Source organism: Caldisphaera sp. (genome assembly GCF_049974385.1).
GTDB lineage: Archaea > Thermoproteota > Thermoprotei_A > Sulfolobales > Acidilobaceae > Caldisphaera.
In genome coordinates this window covers 20607-36910 of the sequence record NZ_JBMFIW010000002.1, presented here as the reverse complement: position 1 = coordinate 36910, position 16304 = coordinate 20607, and the positions used below count along the sequence as shown (strand labels likewise).

General features: G+C 32.1%; 16 protein-coding genes. 9 read left to right on the top strand and 7 right to left on the bottom strand.

The window, feature by feature from the left end:
• Positions 1–67 precede the first annotated feature (67 nt).
• Complete coding sequence (gene yciH, locus ACP5GV_RS00785) at positions 68–373, bottom strand: stress response translation initiation inhibitor YciH (protein ID WP_428101760.1); 306 nt, start codon at positions 371–373, stop codon at positions 68–70.
• Between the two features lie 93 nt (positions 374–466).
• On the opposite strand from yciH, the gene ACP5GV_RS00780 reads away from it, so the two are divergent.
• Entirely contained in the window at positions 467–715 is a 249-nt protein-coding gene (locus ACP5GV_RS00780; protein WP_292321074.1) for a zinc finger domain-containing protein, read from the top strand.
• Here ACP5GV_RS00780 and speB read toward each other — a convergent pair whose 3' ends face one another.
• Positions 716–1633, bottom strand: coding sequence for an agmatinase family protein (speB, locus tag ACP5GV_RS00775; RefSeq protein WP_428101758.1), 918 nt, complete (start codon positions 1631–1633; stop codon positions 716–718). It lies immediately after the preceding gene.
• A gap of 78 nt (positions 1634–1711) precedes the next feature.
• Between speB and glyS the strand changes: the two genes are divergently transcribed.
• The 5 genes from glyS to ACP5GV_RS00750 all read left to right on the top strand — a co-directional run bounded on the left by glyS (position 1712) and on the right by ACP5GV_RS00750 (position 6376).
• Positions 1712–3466 carry a glycine--tRNA ligase gene (gene glyS / locus ACP5GV_RS00770; RefSeq protein WP_428101756.1) on the top strand — a complete coding sequence of 585 codons (1755 nt, stop codon included), beginning with the start codon at positions 1712–1714 and terminating at the stop codon, positions 3464–3466.
• 6 nt (positions 3467–3472) lie between these two features.
• A complete protein-coding gene (locus ACP5GV_RS00765) occupies positions 3473–3856 on the top strand; it encodes a hypothetical protein (RefSeq protein ID WP_292321078.1) in 384 nt (127 codons plus the stop codon).
• A gap of 11 nt (positions 3857–3867) precedes the next feature.
• Positions 3868–4317 (top strand): hypothetical protein, encoded by a 450-nt coding sequence (locus ACP5GV_RS00760; RefSeq protein WP_428089492.1) that lies wholly within the window; start codon positions 3868–3870, stop codon positions 4315–4317.
• A 346-nt stretch (positions 4318–4663) separates the two neighbouring features.
• A complete protein-coding gene (locus ACP5GV_RS00755) occupies positions 4664–4879 on the top strand; it encodes a DUF3311 domain-containing protein (RefSeq protein WP_428101753.1) in 216 nt (71 codons plus the stop codon).
• 6 nt (positions 4880–4885) lie between these two features.
• A complete protein-coding gene (locus ACP5GV_RS00750; RefSeq protein ID WP_428101750.1) occupies positions 4886–6376 on the top strand; it encodes a sodium:solute symporter family protein in 1491 nt (496 codons plus the stop codon).
• A 67-nt stretch (positions 6377–6443) separates the two neighbouring features.
• Here the strand turns inward: ACP5GV_RS00750 and ACP5GV_RS00745 are convergent, their stop codons facing one another.
• Positions 6444–6947, bottom strand: a complete 504-nt coding sequence (locus ACP5GV_RS00745) for a hypothetical protein (RefSeq protein ID WP_428101747.1) — start codon at positions 6945–6947, stop codon at positions 6444–6446.
• Between the two features lie 115 nt (positions 6948–7062).
• Positions 7063–9876, bottom strand: a complete 2814-nt coding sequence (locus ACP5GV_RS00740; RefSeq protein ID WP_428068038.1) for a type B DNA-directed DNA polymerase — start codon at positions 9874–9876, stop codon at positions 7063–7065.
• 169 nt (positions 9877–10045) lie between these two features.
• Here ACP5GV_RS00740 and ACP5GV_RS00735 point away from each other — a divergent pair, with 169 nt between their 5' ends.
• Positions 10046–12103 (top strand): heterodisulfide reductase-related iron-sulfur binding cluster, encoded by a 2058-nt coding sequence (locus ACP5GV_RS00735; protein WP_428101745.1) that lies wholly within the window; start codon positions 10046–10048, stop codon positions 12101–12103.
• A gap of 3 nt (positions 12104–12106) precedes the next feature.
• Here ACP5GV_RS00735 and ACP5GV_RS00730 read toward each other — a convergent pair whose 3' ends face one another.
• The gene (locus ACP5GV_RS00730; protein ID WP_292318988.1) at positions 12107–12577 is read right to left on the bottom strand and encodes an Hsp20/alpha crystallin family protein; all 471 of its coding nucleotides are present in this window, start codon (positions 12575–12577) and stop codon (positions 12107–12109) included.
• Between the two features lie 14 nt (positions 12578–12591).
• Positions 12592–13368: a proteasome assembly chaperone family protein gene (locus tag ACP5GV_RS00725; RefSeq protein ID WP_428068042.1), complete on the bottom strand. Its 777-nt coding sequence runs from the start codon at positions 13366–13368 to the stop codon at positions 12592–12594.
• Positions 13369–13518: 150 nt separating this feature from the next.
• Between ACP5GV_RS00725 and ACP5GV_RS00720 the strand changes: the two genes are divergently transcribed.
• Positions 13519–13758 carry a ferredoxin gene (locus ACP5GV_RS00720; RefSeq protein ID WP_292318990.1) on the top strand — a complete coding sequence of 80 codons (240 nt, stop codon included), beginning with the start codon at positions 13519–13521 and terminating at the stop codon, positions 13756–13758.
• A 22-nt stretch (positions 13759–13780) separates the two neighbouring features.
• Here the strand turns inward: ACP5GV_RS00720 and glnA are convergent, their stop codons facing one another.
• On the bottom strand, positions 13781–15142 hold the full coding sequence (gene glnA, locus ACP5GV_RS00715; RefSeq protein WP_428101742.1) for a type I glutamate--ammonia ligase: 1362 nt from the start codon (positions 15140–15142) through the stop codon (positions 13781–13783).
• A 148-nt stretch (positions 15143–15290) separates the two neighbouring features.
• Between glnA and ACP5GV_RS00710 the strand changes: the two genes are divergently transcribed.
• Entirely contained in the window at positions 15291–16298 is a 1008-nt protein-coding gene (locus tag ACP5GV_RS00710) for an AbrB/MazE/SpoVT family DNA-binding domain-containing protein (protein WP_428068046.1), read from the top strand.
• Positions 16299–16304: the final 6 nt, after the last annotated feature.

Here is a 16304-nt window from a genome sequence, read left to right as displayed (position 1 = left end):
AGGGTAACCAGAAATATTTATGCTTAGATAAAATAAAAATTAAATTAGAAATTAAACTTGAAAATATTTATTCTATAATCATTATGTTATCAGCCGGAAAGCCTAATTTTACTAGTATATCCTTAACTTTTTTCCTATGATCTCCTTGCAGCTCTATTCTCCCTTCCTTATAGGTTCCACCAGCAGCTAACTCACTCTTTAATTTTGATGCTAGGTTCTTAAAATTAACTTGCTTTTCGTCTATTCCTTCAATAACTGTTACCTGTTTGCCAAACCTTCTTGTTTCCAGCCTAATCTTTATTATTTGTTCCTCAGTTGCTAGTTGTTCACATATTTCCGGCGGAAGACCTCCACAATCAACAGCTTTTGACATGGGCTTGTTTAGCCACCTCACAACTTCTGAATATTTTTTAGTTGATCTAGGAATATAAACCTTATCCTACAGCTAAAAGATGGGTGCATTAGTGTGTCTGAAGAAGAAAACATGGGTGAGCCAATAAGTGAAGAAGTTCAACAAGAAGAATACTCAGGCCCACTTTATGGGATTAAAGAAAGGGAAGTTTACTATATGTGTTTAAATTGTGGATATAAAATTAGCAAAACAGAATTGGATCAATATCATAGCATGATATGCCCCAAATGTGGTTATAGGGTTTTCATTAAGCTGAGGGCTCCTCCAACGCTTGTAAAACCAAGAAAAGTTGATGCTATTTAATTAAACGTTTTTCTTATTTAATGAAATATAATTCTTCATTATGATTTCATTTATTAATTTAGCAGCAAGAGAAGATGTTATACCACTATTATCATAGGGAGGGGAAACTTCTACTACGTCGGCACCTACTAACCTCTCATCAACTAGCTGATTTATTAAAGTAAGACCTTCTAAATTTGTTATCCCACCAGGTTCCGGATTTCCTACACCAGGAGCATATGAAGGATCAAAGCCATCCATGTCTATGGATAAGTATATATATTTACAATCAGACATAAATCTCTTTACGGTATTTATTACGTTTACTAAGCCCATTTTATAAATATCCCCAGTCTTTACAGTATTTATGTTGTTTTTTGATAATACATAATTTCTTTCCTCTTTAGAATATGCTCTAACGCCTATATAATTTATTTTAGGCCCACCTAATAATTCTAATGATCTTCTCATTACTGAGGCATGGCCATTTTTTAAACCAAGATACTCGTCTCTTAAATCATAATGGGCATCAATAACAATTAAGCATGGGGTTATATTGACCTTTTTAAATGCCCTTAATGCTCCGTAAGTTATGGTGTGTTCACCACCAATCATTATAGGAATTTTATTAAGATCTAGAACATCTGATATAACCTCTGTTATTCTGTTTAATGTCTCATTTATATCCCCTATTACTACAGAAATATCGCCTTCATCTGTTAAGCCTATGTCTTCTAAATAAATATCAGAAAAGTAACTGTTAGATTCTAATCCGGTAGCTGCCTGTCTTATAGAATCAGGGCCAAAGCGCGTGCCCGGCTTATATGAAGTTGAAGAGTCGAAGGGTACACCTATAATTTCATATTTTGAATTTTTATTATTTTCCAAGCCAGCATAGTTCTTTGATGATTTTGTTAAGTAGATATCCTTCAAGCCCAATCTCCTCACCAGAAAAGCTGTTAATCTATTTAAATAAAAGTTTTGACCTATATAAATAAGAAAAGAAGGGTTGAGAATTTGCCTGAAGAAAACATTTACGATAAAATAATAGATCTAGCGAAAAGGAGAGGTTTCTTTTGGCCTTCATATGAAATATATGGGGGTCAGGCTGGATTTTATGATATAGGCCCATACGGAATTGTATTGAAGAGGAAATTAATTGATATGTGGAGAGAACTATTTGTTAAAAACAACCAAGACTCAGTTGTAGAAGTTGAAACACCAATCATAGGGCCTTCAATTGTATATAAAGCCAGCGGTCATATAGATAATTTTACAGACCCTATTGTAAAGTGCAATAGTTGTGGAAGGATTTTCAGGGCTGATCATTTGGTTGAAGAAAGGCTTAATATAAATGCAGAAGGATTAAGCGCGTCTGAGTTAAGCTCTATAATAAAAGAAAAGGGATTAAGATGCCCAGTATGTAATGGAGAGCTTGGAGAAGTCAAAGTATTTAATTTATTGTTTAAAACTCAAATAGGTCCATATGAAGGGAACGTAGGTTATGTAAGGCCGGAGTTGGCTCAAGGTATATTTGTTGCATTTAAAAGAATCCATGAATCCTTGAGAAATAAATTGCCTTTAGGAATAGCCCAAGTGGGAAAGGTAGGAAGGAATGAAATAAGTCCAAGACAGGGAATGATCAGGCTAAGAGATTTTACAATTATGGAAATGGAATACTTCTTTAATCCTGACAAGAAAGACTGCCCAGGTATTGAAAAATATTATAATGAAACGCTAAACATGCTACCATATGAATATAAGAAAGATAACAGAAGTTTTGTTACAGTAACAGTAAAGGAAGCTATAGAGAGGAATTTTGTTATTAATCCATGTATGGCTTATTGGATGGTAACAGGAAAATTATTGTTATTAAAAATAGGTGTACCAGAAAACAATATGTACTTTGAAGAAAAAGGACCTAAGGAAAGGGCGCATTATTCTAGTCAAACATTCGATCATATGGTTAAGACCTCAAGATGGGGCTGGATAGAAGTCGCAGGCTATGCTTATAGAGGTAATTATGATTTATCTAGGCACAAAGAATTTAGCAATGCAGATTTAGAAGTATTTGAACCATATAAAGAACCAATAACGATGAAGGTAAAGAAAGTATTATTAGACAAGGCATATGCTGGTAAAACTTTTAAATCAAAAGCGTATGAGTTTATGAAAAAAGTAGAGGAATCAGATGTAAATTATGTTTTAAAAGAAATTGAGGAAAAAGGCAAGCTAACAATTGATAATATAGATATACCAAAGGAAGCGTTAATAATAGTTGAGAAAGAAGAAAAAGTAGCTGGTAGAAAGTTTATTCCTCACGTTATTGAGCCATCATTTGGTACAGATAGACTTCTTTATGTTTTATTAGAGTATGCTTATAGAGAAGTTGATGGGAGGGTAGTTTTATCATTCCCAAGATATTTATCACCCGCTGATGCAGCCGTATTACCATTAATAGAAGGAGATGAAAAATTAATTAATAAATCAAGGGAATTTTACTCATATCTAATTTCTGAAGGGTTTAATGTCTTATACGACGATAATGGCAGTATTGGAAAAAGATATGCAAGAGCAGACGAAATAGGTGTTCCAGCAGTTTTCACTATAGATTATGAAACATTAGAAGATGATACTATAACAATGAGAGATAGAGATACATGGAAACAGGTTAGGATAAATATTAAGGATGCAGCAAATTCTTTGAGGAAATTCATTTATAATTCTGCAGAACTAAGAGAACTAGGGAAAGAAGTAGAGATAAAGGGTTGATGAGATGTGAGTGAAGAAGTTGATAGCTCAAAGAGGACTAGTAAAGAAATTAAGCCTGAGAAAGCAGACTTGTCTAAGGCTTTATCTATTATCCCTCCCGCATCTTCACTTAAAGAAAAAGGTAAGAAAGTAATAGAAAAAAGGCTAAGGATTTCTTACGATGATTCTGTTGAAAAGGGCACTGCTAAACTATCAAAAAAATTAGCTACCCAGCTAGGCATACAGAAAAGATTGGAAATGGTTATCGCGAGTAAGAAAAAATTGATGTTTGATGCTCAAATTGACGATTCAATACAAGAAGAATCGAAGGTATTTGTTAATCCAGAGCAAATGAAAGACGAGGGAGTAGCCGATAATAGCATTGTTACTATTAGATCTGCCCAAGAATAACGGTGAAATTTTTGAGTAGTAAATGCAAAAAAGACTGTTATACTTATTCCACAATTTTTGAGCAAGAATCTGATAGAATTGCACAACTAATGCAAGAGCAAGTTTCTCTAATTAAAAATGGTAATATAGCTTATAATTCTTATTTATCAGATAATAGGGATGAAACTCTTAATGAATTAAAAGAGATAATTTTAAGGCTGAGAGAAATTAGAAACATTATATTGAATAAGATCGACGATTATGAAGATTTTATTAGCTGTTGTAAAGGGAAAAAGAATAAAGATATGGATCTTTTGGTAGCCTATTATTTAGAAGCAGGCTCTAAAAGAGAGGAAGAATTCTTGAAGGAAATTTCTAATGCGATAAATACAAAAGATGATCTTTTCAATTTAAGATCTCTTGTAATTAAAATAAAATCAAATAAAGACTTAGCTTATGAGGATGATAATAAGCGGGTCTAATGTTAACTACCCTGTCCTAAGGATTAAAGCTTTTTGGCTCATAGCTTTACTATGCCAATAATGAAATGGGTAGAAGGAAGTGCTTTACTCTTCCTTAAAACTTATATATAAAAATTTTGATAGCTAACTTTTTAAAGTTTATAAATTTTATTAAAATAATCTAACTTTTTTATTTTAGAAAGGTAGTGTCTTATAGAAAGGTCAGAAATTAGCTAAATAAAAATTAGTATCATGAGTTTCAATTAATTTTAATATCATATTATTTTTGTGATTTATAAATATTTAATTAATAGAAAAATTTTTATACTAGTCTGTATATAATTTTTATCAAGCAATGGTGAGTGTTATGGAAGAAGCGAATAAGAAGTTAAGTTCTGGAAGAATTATTGCTATAGCCATATTAATTCTTATACCATTTTTTGTTTATATCCTATATCCAACTTATGACAAAGTAAACCCAACGATTGATGGTTTACCTTTTTTTTATTGGTATCAAACGCTATGGCTGGTTATTTCTGGAATAATGTATGCAATAGCAGCTTATCTATGGGATAAAAGGTGAGAAATAATGGCATTTGGACTTGAAGGTTGGATAGTGTTTTGGGCACTGTTTGTGGTATTTGTCTTTTTGGGGTTTTATGGGTCTAGATGGAGAAAAGGAGACTTAAGTCAACTTCACGAGTGGGCTTTAGCTGGTAGAAAGCTTGGAGTTTTCTTAGTTTGGTTTTTAGTAGGGGCCGATATATATACGGCATATACATTTGTAGCAATACCTTCATTAGAGTACGCATCTGGTAGCCTTGCTTTCTTTGCGGTTCCATATGTTTCTATTACGTTTGCTGTAGCAATGCTTTTTATGCCAATTTTGTGGGAAAAATCGAGACAAAAAGGCTATATAACAGCTGCCGATTTCGTTCAAGATGTTTTCAATAGTAAAACCTTGGCAGTACTTATTGCATTAACAGGAATAATAGCAGAATTACCTTATATAGCTTTACAAATAGACGGTATGAGAGCTGTTCTCAGTGTTATGTTATTTGGTTATTCGGGAATAAAAGCTGTATCTGAATGGGCACTAATAATTTCATTCATTATATTAGCAGCATTTGTTTATACTAGCGGTTTAAGAGGTGCAACTCTTGCGGCAGTTTTTAAGGATGTTTTAATATGGATTTCAGTTATAGCTTTAATTGTTGTAGTTCCATTAAAATATGGAGGTTTTACTACAGCTTTTACTGATGCAGCAAAAGCACATAGTTTTGTATCAGGCTTGGAAGCTCTTAAGCCGACATTCGCTTCAGCATACGTTAGTTTGTTCATAGGAAGCGCGCTTGCCCTATATTTATATCCGCATGCTGTAAACGGATCTCTAAGCGCTGAATCTAAATCAAAATTAAGAATGAGTACAGCCTTATTACCTATATACGGAATTGGTTTAGCAATACTTGCAATAATGGGAATCTTTGTTTATTCGGATCCTGCTGCTTTAAATATAACAAAGGTATTATCAGGTTTAGCCTCGATACCGGCTATTGCTGTAACAGCATTTCCTCAATGGTTTGCTGCGATAATTTTATTGGGTATATTCGTTGGAGGTCTTGTTCCAGCTGCTATAATGGCCATAGCCCAGGCTAATCTATTAACTAGAAATATAATTAAACCTTTAAAGAAGGATCTTTCTCCCAAAGCAGAAACTGAAATATCAAAATGGGCTTCTGTCGCTTTCAAGTTTATAGCGTTAGCTTTTGTGTTTTTAACTCCACTGACTTACGCCGTTCAGCTTCAACTCCTAGGTGGTATTATAATATTAACAACATTGCCCGCAGTTTTTATAGGCCTGCTTACAAATAAATTAGAAAAATATTCATTAATTGTTGGATGGTTTGTTTCACTAATTACATCTATATATTTAGTTCTTCTAGCAAATCACTTTAAGACTTTAAGCACTTCATCTTATGTACTGTTTGGCCATCCAATATTTATAGGAATAATAGGATTAGGAATAAATCTTGCAATAGTTGCTATAGGGACAATAATTAAATTTGCCATAAAGAAATAAAATGTGTCAGCCCTCACACGGCTCTTCATCAAATCAGGCCGAAATCGGTCATCATCCACTTTTTTAATTATTTCATTATCTTCCAGAGTTTTTTAGCTATAATTTTTGTTCCAGCGCTTATACTATCTAAAACTTTTGGATTTAGTTCATATTTCATGTTTAGCTTTTTGTTTACATCTTGACTTAAATCTAATCCTAAAAACCATAAATGGTATAGGACTGTCTTCGAACCCATGTATTTTTCACCTTGTATTAGGTCTCCAAAGTATGGTATCCATTCCAAAGGTTCTCTACTCCTTCTAATTAATATTAGAAAACCTCCAACTATTGGACCGATATCTTGATTTAACTTATAAGTTATGTAATTGTTTGATACGTTTTCATCTTCGATTAAATTCTTTTCTTTTAAAACCTTAGCAATTTGATTAAAAATCTGGTCTATATTCCTTCCTCCTATTTTTATAAGTATTTTTTCCCTTTTTTGTTGTAAATTACTTTTAAATAAGATAAACTCTCCTTTATTCGATTTCCTATATACAATCTTATAATTGTTACCCCTTTCAAAGCTCATACTACTCACCTTCTTCATAAGATCTATAAAAGGTATTTAAATAAAGATATTCCGTTCTTTTTTTTTTGATTTCTTCCCAAACCCTGAAGAGTGAAGATTGCTTTTTGCTGTTTATTTAAAATAATTTTTTAATTCCTATTAGTTCATCCCATTGGACACCAAAAGCTAGCAAGAACTGCTCTAATGCAGATCTTATATATTCAACATATTTTGATGTATCAACTTCGGATAGCTTTGCTAATCTAACCGGTTTTACTCCAAGCTTGTCTTTTGTTTTTATAAAGGAAATTACATCACCTTTAGACACGTTAAATCCTTCCTTTTTCAATAATAGTGCAGCCTTTACATGCTGTGGTGTGTTTCTTTCATAGTCACTTAGATCTTTGCTTAACATAACAGTAATTGCTAGCTGGTCTAAGGTATATTCCTTTTTCTTTAATTTCTGATATATTTGTTGTATTAAATCTTTTAGTTCATTAAGGGTTTTTTCAACTTCTTCTGGTTTGTTCAGCTTTTGTAAAATAGATAAAGCGTTTTGGAATTCTAATTTAATAAACTCTGGTGTATTGCTTTTCTTGGCAATAAGTCCCTTTATTGTGACTTTATTAGAATCATCTATCCCGATATAATTTTTCTTTAGCCCACTAAAAAGAACTATTTTGAATTGTTTATCGATTTCTAAATCGAGATCATATTTATCTTTTACATATTTTATTATTTCTTCTAGCTTTTCCTTAGGAGGATCCCATAAGAAAAGGCTATCCGTATCTCCATATAATATATGAAGGTTAAGTTCTTTTGATTTATTAAGAGTGTCTTTTAAAATATTTCTTCCTATAGCTGTAACGCTTTCTGCAACTGGAAGACTATATAAACTAAACGTATCCGTTCCAAAAACTCCATAGCTTGCATTTATATATACTTTCATAGCAGCCTGTACAGTATCGTACCAAATTCTTTCCTGATCTGATATGTTTTTATCTTTACTCTTCTTTTTATATATCTTTACTCTAAAGTCTCTTAATAATCCTACCAATTCACTAGAAATACCTCTTCTGCTCATGCATATTACATGGCCAACCTCAGGTACTTGCACTTGGTTGCCGTTGCAATTGTTTATATTTACTGTTTCATAACTTAAATTCCAATTCTTAATTATACTAGGATATAGGCTAGCAAAGTCTAAAACTAAAACTCTAAAATAAGCACCTTGAGGAGGTGATAAAACTATAGCACCTCTATATTTTTTGTCTTTTATTATTGCAGTACTTCTTGTTTTATCATGGCCTTTTGATATATCTTCTTTATTTGGTATAAGCAAGTTTCTTCTTCTATGTTCCCAATACAATGTACTTTTTATCCATGCAGAAACCTGAGTTCTTGATACTTCTTCTAATCCCATTTTACTAATTCTCATTAATAGCATAAGCAAATTCCAAACTAAACTGTTTGAAAAAGTTGTTAATGAAATTGTTAATATTGCATCTTGCAGGTTATAGCTAGCTAGTTCGTCTATACTTATATCATTTATATTGTTGCTTAATTTAAGCTTAGAAGATCCTAAGAGAGACTCGGCAACAGCATCAAGACTTTTTTCTCTATATTTGTTATTAAATGCATAAGTTTGCAAAGCTTTTATATCAAAAAGCTTATGTAAATCTAAATGCAAAGAATTTTGAAAAGTTATGTAGTCTTGGTGAAAAATTATAGGTATTTCATTAGGATTAACTCCTAATTCTATAAGTCTATTATAAATATATGGTATATCAAAATTATCTCCATTAAATGTTATAATAATTGGATATTTGCTAATTCTTCTCATAGCTTCCAAAATCAAAGCTTTTTCACTGTCGAAGAACTCTATTTCTGCATTAGGCAAACTTCCTTTAATTTTTGATCCTTCTCTATTTAATATTAATAATTGTTTGTTGTTTTTGTTATCGACTAATGATATAGAAATTATTGGATAAAAAGATTCATCGGCGTTCGGAAACTTACCTTCTGGGGTGTAAACTTCTATATCTATTGCTACTCTTTCTATATCTGGTGCTTTTTCTTCCAAAACAGGTAACCATAAATAGGCTAGTTCTTTTATGTTATCTGGAAAGCTCTTATCTATTAAATCAGACATACTTTTATCTATTTTTGAGGCTTTTTTAACCCATTTATCATTGACATCATAAGGCATTCCTGGAATTAACTGGTTATCATAGATATAATTTAGAAAATATTTTATATCGGCTTCCCAGACATTAAAACCTTTATCTTTCAATGCATTCCTTATGTTTTTAACTGATAGCGGGTCTTCCATTATTATTTTTGTTAATTTTATATCAGTATTTGTTAATGGATTTCTCTTTGTTACATATGCGTAGTTACTAAATGATTTATACTTGCTTAGGTCTATAAGTGATTTACTTCCCTCATCAGGTCTCATATCTGTTAACAAATAGGGCTTATGACCAGTTTTGTCGACCCACTTTTTAATTTTCCCTTCATTTACATCATAAATTAATGCAACAGCTTTACCTATATCACCCTCGTATCTTACTTCTAATAGATATCCTGAGGCATTGCTATAGTATTTGTTTTCTTGATATAGCCACCAATTAGATATTTCTTTATTTTCATTAATAATACTAAAGTTTTCTTGGTAATTTTTTATCTCTTCTTTTTTTATCTCTTCTTGCTTTATTATGTTCTCTTCTTTTTGTATAGCATCGTTTGTTGATTTTAATTTAGTGTTTTCAGAGTTATCATTGCCATACATATAATCAGTTAAATCTTTAAACTTAGCTCGTTTCTTATTTTTGTCAGCATTGTTTATGTTCTCTTCTTTTTTGTTATCTTGATGTGAGCCCATTTTTTTCTTTAGATCTTCCATAAAGTCGTCAATATTTGTTTTCTTTTTTGATACCAGGGCCTGCACCCGTAATATAATAGCAGGTTAGAATTAAAATTGTTTTATTAAATAAAAATTTATTAAATAAAAATTTTCTTATATATTTAAATTTATCTTAATATTTATCTTTAAGACTCTAATGTTTTAGGTTTTTATAGTAATTTCAAATAAAATTAAAGTGAACAAGGTGTAAAGATTGACATATATAGGCATATATGACTTCGTTTGGGTACAGAGTTATGAAGCTTTAGTTTATGGATTAGGTACGATAGTTGCCATAATTCTTTTGTATTCAGCATATGTCGGTTATAAAAGGTGGACTTATGGAAATGAAAAAATAAAATGGCCGTCTTTAAGCTATATCGTAAGAAACTTTATTAAATATGTTATATTTCAATGGAAAATATTAAGGAAAAGATTTCCAGGGACAATGCACGCGTTGATATTTTATGGTATTGGATGGCTAGCCGTTACGACAACTCTTAGGGCTGTTAACTCTCATACAGTAGTCTTTTTAACAGGCGACACGTTATATATATATAAGCTTCTTGCAAATATAGCAGGTATTATTGCAATAGTTGGGATAATAATAGCAATAATAAGGAGATCCCTCAAGTTAACTAAGAATTTGCCTCAAGATCCATATTATTACTTGGTTTTAGGAATGCTTTTAGTAATTTTAATAACTGGATTTTTAGTTGATGGCATTGCAGCAGTTGGGTATAGATACACATGGGAATCTTATTGGTTTGATCCTATAGGATATCTTGTATTTTTATGGTCAAGAACTGTGCCTATATCAGAGCTAGAGGTTATTTATAGAGGTTTATGGCTATTTCACATGTCTTTAGCTATGTTAGCTATGGCATTAATACCATACACTAATCTATGGCATATATACCCTGCTGCAGTAAATGTATCTCTACAAAGAGAAGGAAATATACCAGACGGGATTAAACCTGTTGTTGATATAGATGAAAAGATAGAAAAAGGAAAGCCTATAGGAATAGTTAAGTTATCAGATACTTCTTGGAAACAAAGGATCGATTATGATGCATGCACGAGCTGTATGAGATGTACAAATGCATGTCCAGCAAATATATCTGGTAAGATATTATCGCCAAGAGATGTGATTATTAATATGAATAATATGATTCATAAGGGTATGTGGGATGAAAATGTAATAGGGAATAAAGTAATTCAAGTAAATCCTGAGGCAATATGGAGTTGCGTTACTTGTGGAGCATGCGTTTATGAGTGCCCTGTTACTATACATCATTTAGATACTATAATAGATTTGAGAAGAGGAATGATAAGTACAAGCTCCCAAGATATACCTGAAGATGCACTAAATGCATTATATAGATTACAACAAACTGGTAATCCTATGGGTATGAATCCAGTAGATAAGGAACAATGGTTTAATGAATTGGCACAAAAGTTTGGAGATGAAATAATTGCAAAGGAAGGCGAGGAATATGATTATTTATATTGGATTGGTTGTGTTACAAGCTTTGATCCTAGGATAAGGCCTGTTGCAGAGTCAGTTATAAAGATATTGAAAGACGCAGGATATAAAGTTGGTATACCTGTTGAGCAAGGCTGTTGTGGAGAACCTGCAAGAAGTATTGGAGATGAAGCTTTATATGTAGAGTATATAAAAATGAATTTAGAGATGTTAAATAAATATAAATTTAAAAAACTCTTGCTCAACTGCCCTCACGGATTTAACAACTTTAAGAACAATTATAAGAAATACAAGAGCTATTTACTTAAGGACGAATCAACAAAAGGCTATGTAGATTTATTAGAAAAACTAGAAGTTGAACATCATAGCGTAGTTCTGTCAAAGTTAGTCAAGGAAGGAAAAATAAAGCCAAACAAAGAGTTAAGATATGTAATAACATATCATGATCCTTGTTACTTAGGTAGGTGGAATGGAATTTATGATGAACCAAGAGAGGTTATTAATAAAGTTAATGGACTAAGAATTAAAGAAATGCCTAGAAATAGGGAGAACAGTTTTTGTTGCGGAGGTGGAGGAGGACAACTATTTTATGAAATTAAGAGAGGGCAAAGAATATCAACAATGAGAGCAGAAGAAGCTTCAAAAACATTAGGAGATTCCGATAACAAGGTTGTTGCTGTTGCTTGTCCTTTCTGTAACACAATGTTCAGAGGAGAATCAGGTAAGTTTGGATTCAACGTTAAAGATATTGCAGAAATTCTAAACGAATCCCTAGATAACAAATGAGTTTTATTGACTTGACTTTTTTACTTTTATTATTATCATTCCATTCTTTTTAGTGACCTTTGCAGACTTCGGATCTATTAAATAGGGTAAAGGATAAACTCCTTTGTATTTGTTAATCTTTTTTGCCCAATATGCTTGACCAAAGGCATTTTTAGCTACTTCTTCTTTTATTTGGGCATCAATTGTTATTTTATCGGGCAAAAGTTCTATGTCTATTGTATTAGGGTCGCTTCCTGGGAGATCAATTGTTATTAGAAGCTCATTATTAAAATCATGCATACTTATTATTGGCGTTAAATAACCTTTTGATGCTTCATTAAATCTCTCGTTAAAGAGTTGGCTAGGATTTAAAGAAGCCTCCAAGTCATTTAGCAAACCTTCAAACCAAGCATCAATTTCATCAGTTTCTTTCATCATATCTTTTAGCATTTTTAGCATTTTCTTCCTTATGTTTTCGAAATAGTCGTATGACAATTATGACACCCCTTTCAGCTATATATTAGGGGTGTTCTGTATTCATATCCCTTTCCTACTTTTGCCAATACATCGTTTGTCTCTTTGGCTAACCCTTGTAACCTAAGCCTTAATGTTTCGGCTTCTTGCAATAATTGTGAAATATCTATCTTTACATTTATTAAATATGATATTATTTTGACTATCTCTGCTGCTGCCTCAGGATCAGGTATCTCTGTAAATGCATCTGATAATAATAAAAGATTGTTGACTTTCCTTCTTACAGACTCTTTTAATATAATAGCATATGGCCCAACTATTATGCCATCTGGAAAAGGTTTCAAGTCATTTAAAAAAGGCTCTATTAGTTTTTGAGATTCTTGAGTTGTTGTTAAATAATAGACATTTGGTTTATCGATCTCAGCTCTTGATGGATTTCCTATACCGCTTATGCTTATTATATGATCTATTCCTCTCTTTCTAGAAAACTCAACAATGGCTGATGCTAGTGGTACAATACCTGAAGGAACAGGTGGAACATCAGTAATTAAAACTGATACTTCTCCATTAGAATATATTCTCATCGGATATTTTATAGAAGAGCCTTGAATTATAGCAGCTGGTGGTATATAACCGTAGCTTTCTATTCCTAAGACGTCTGGAAGCTTTAATGATCTAACTATATGGCTCGCAGCTATTGGACCAACTATGCCAGCATCTGGCAAACCCAAGATTAAATACTTTGGTTTACCGAGTTGACCATATTCTATGAATTGATATCCTAATATTTCTTCTTCTGATGAATAACTCAACTCTTTACACCTTTATTATATAGTAAAAAGCGTAGATTAAATTTGTTATTAAGTATATTTTTATAAGAGTTTTATAATTCATTATAAAAGATACTAAAAACTTTTTATACTAATACAAAAACAAGTAACAAATGCTGCAGGTGATTTGATATGACTTTGAGAGTTTGGGAAGAACCTAGGGATAATTGCATAGCTGATATGGTTTGTGTAAGCCTTTGTGGAGACGTCTTTGAAATGTCAGATGTAGATGGAAAAGCTAATATAATTGCCAAATGGAGAAAAGATCCGAACAAGATAAATGAAGGATTTGTTCCAGATGATTTAAAGGATTGTGTAGAAGCAGCTGTTCAGAGTTGTCCGACACAAATAATACACATGGAACCAGCATAAACAAATATTATAAAAAATTTATTTAAATATTTATATACATATATATTTCATATGGGTTTGGCATCATCCTTATTGTATCGCTCTCTTTTCTTTTGATTTCTATATAGCTATTAATTAATTCTTTGCTAAATACCGGTTGGAGATATTCATTATCGCTTTCTAATTCATCTAAAGCCTCATCTAAACTCTTTGGCAATACGCTTACATTTTCTGAAAGCTTTTCTTTAGGTATTTCGTACACATCCATTTCATACGGATCTCCAGGGTCAATTTTCTTTTTGATACCATCAATACCTGCTAGCAATGTGGCTGATAATGCAAGATATGGGTTGCATGTAGGGTCAGGACTTCTAAATTCAATCCTCGTCAATTTGCTTCTTCCTCCAGTAGCTGGAATTCTTATAGCAGCGCTTCTATTGCTATGACCCCATACTAAATAAACAGGAGCTTCATATCCTGGAACAAGCCTATGGTAGCTATTTGTAGTGGGTGCAACAATTGCTGCTAGGCTTTTTCCATGATATAGAATTCCTCCAATAAAGTATCTAGCTAGTTGAGATAAATCATTTGACGATTGATCAAAAAACAAGTTTTCTTTCATATCTAAATCCCAAAGGCTTATATGAAAATGAAGACCGCTTCCATTATCTCCAAATAACGGTTTTGGCATAAATACAGGTATTAATCCATTTTCTAATGATATGTTTCTTGCAACATATTTAAATGTTATCACTTCATCAGCTACAAATAGAGGATCTCCAGCTTTAACGCCTATCTCGTTTTGTGAAACAGCAACTTCATGATGGGATGCCTCAAAATCGTACCCCATTTTGTTAAATGAATTTATTATTTTTTCTCTTACTTCAGCAAGTTTATCGTTTGGCTGTGAAAAATGATAAGCCTTTTTAGTCCTTAAAGATAGACTATCGTTGTCCCATGGTTGTTCTATTGAATTCAAGTTATAGCCAATACCTTTTATTGGGTTTTCTACGTTTATTTTTACTGAATTAAAAAGGAAGAACTCAACTTCAGTTCCAACTAATGGAGAGAAGCCTTGTTCTTTTATATAATTTGTTGCTAAACTGGCTATATATCTTGGATCTTTTTGGTATCTTTTGCTATAAGAATTGTATATTTCTGTTAAAACTCTTGCTTTCTTGTCATTCCATGGAAGTACGGAAAAAGTCTTCTCATCAGCTTTAAGAAACATATCGCTTTTGTTTATAGGTTCGAAACCTTCTACACTGCTCCCATCAAATGCTCCGACAAAATTCGGAAGCTTTTCTTTATATGACTTGTAGGGAACCGTTACTGATCTTAAAAAACCTGTCAAATCAATATATTGTAGATCCACAAATTCAATGCCTGCCGCACTCAAATGCATTCACAGGCAAGATAATGTTTATTTTTTGGGTTAATAAACTTTTCCACTTTTATCACTCTATTTTAGCATATACAGATATATACGGAATAACTCCAGCTGTTTATTAACCGTATACATATTTAAACTGTTGCTTTCTAATATTAATACGGTGAGCGTTTTGACTGAAATAGAAGATATGGAAGATAGCGATAAACTCGTTATGAGAAAAGTTCAAAAATTGGGTACTTCTTCCATGATAATTACAATTCCTAGATCATGGGCTAGGAAACACAGAATTAGTGTTGGAAGTCTAGTTTCAGTCTATGAGGATGGTGATAGGTTAATTATTTCACCTAATGAGGATGGCTCAATTTTAAAAGCATCTTTTTCTACCCAGCATAATAATGTGTGCAAGCATGCTGGTAGAATAGTTTTATGTTCTTATATTTCTGGCTTAGATTCAATAGTTTTATATTCTAATAGGCCATTTAGAAATGATGTATTAGAAAAAGTAAGCCAAGTTGCGGAAAAGCTTCCATTTACTGAGTCAGGTTTGCTTAGCGAATATGAATTTGCTATCAATTTTAAGGATAGACCAGTTAATGTTGTAGATACCTTATTAATTTACGGGAGAAGCTTAAGCTCTCTATTATCAAAGCTAACAATGCACCTAGATGGTGCAAAATTAATTGGTGGAGAAATTGAATCAAATTACGAGGAAATGAAATCCTATAGTTATAAGTTGTTAAGGATAGCAAGTAAAGGTCATGGACAAGGTTTAAATGATGAACATGTCAATAGGTTATTGTCAGCTGCAGTTGGTTTATTAATATTAGCAAACGATTCATTATATAGGCTTGCCCTTGATTTGGTTAACCTTTCAGATTACCTAGACCAAGATGAAAAGGAAAGGATCAAGTTCTTATTGCAGCTTCTAGAAGTTTCTATAGTAACTTCTACATCAAGTATTAATCCGCCAAGCATAAAGAAAGAGGAAGAGGCTTATTGGAAGCTCAGAACTATTTTAGGTCTAGAGGAAGATTTAAAGGAAATAATTGAAAATACATCAGGAATTTTTGGATATTTGTTGTCAACTATAATAAATATAGCAAGAATTGTAAACAATGTTGAAGAGACTTTATTATGTTATTCAATATTTGAAAAATATTCTGAATAAATTATA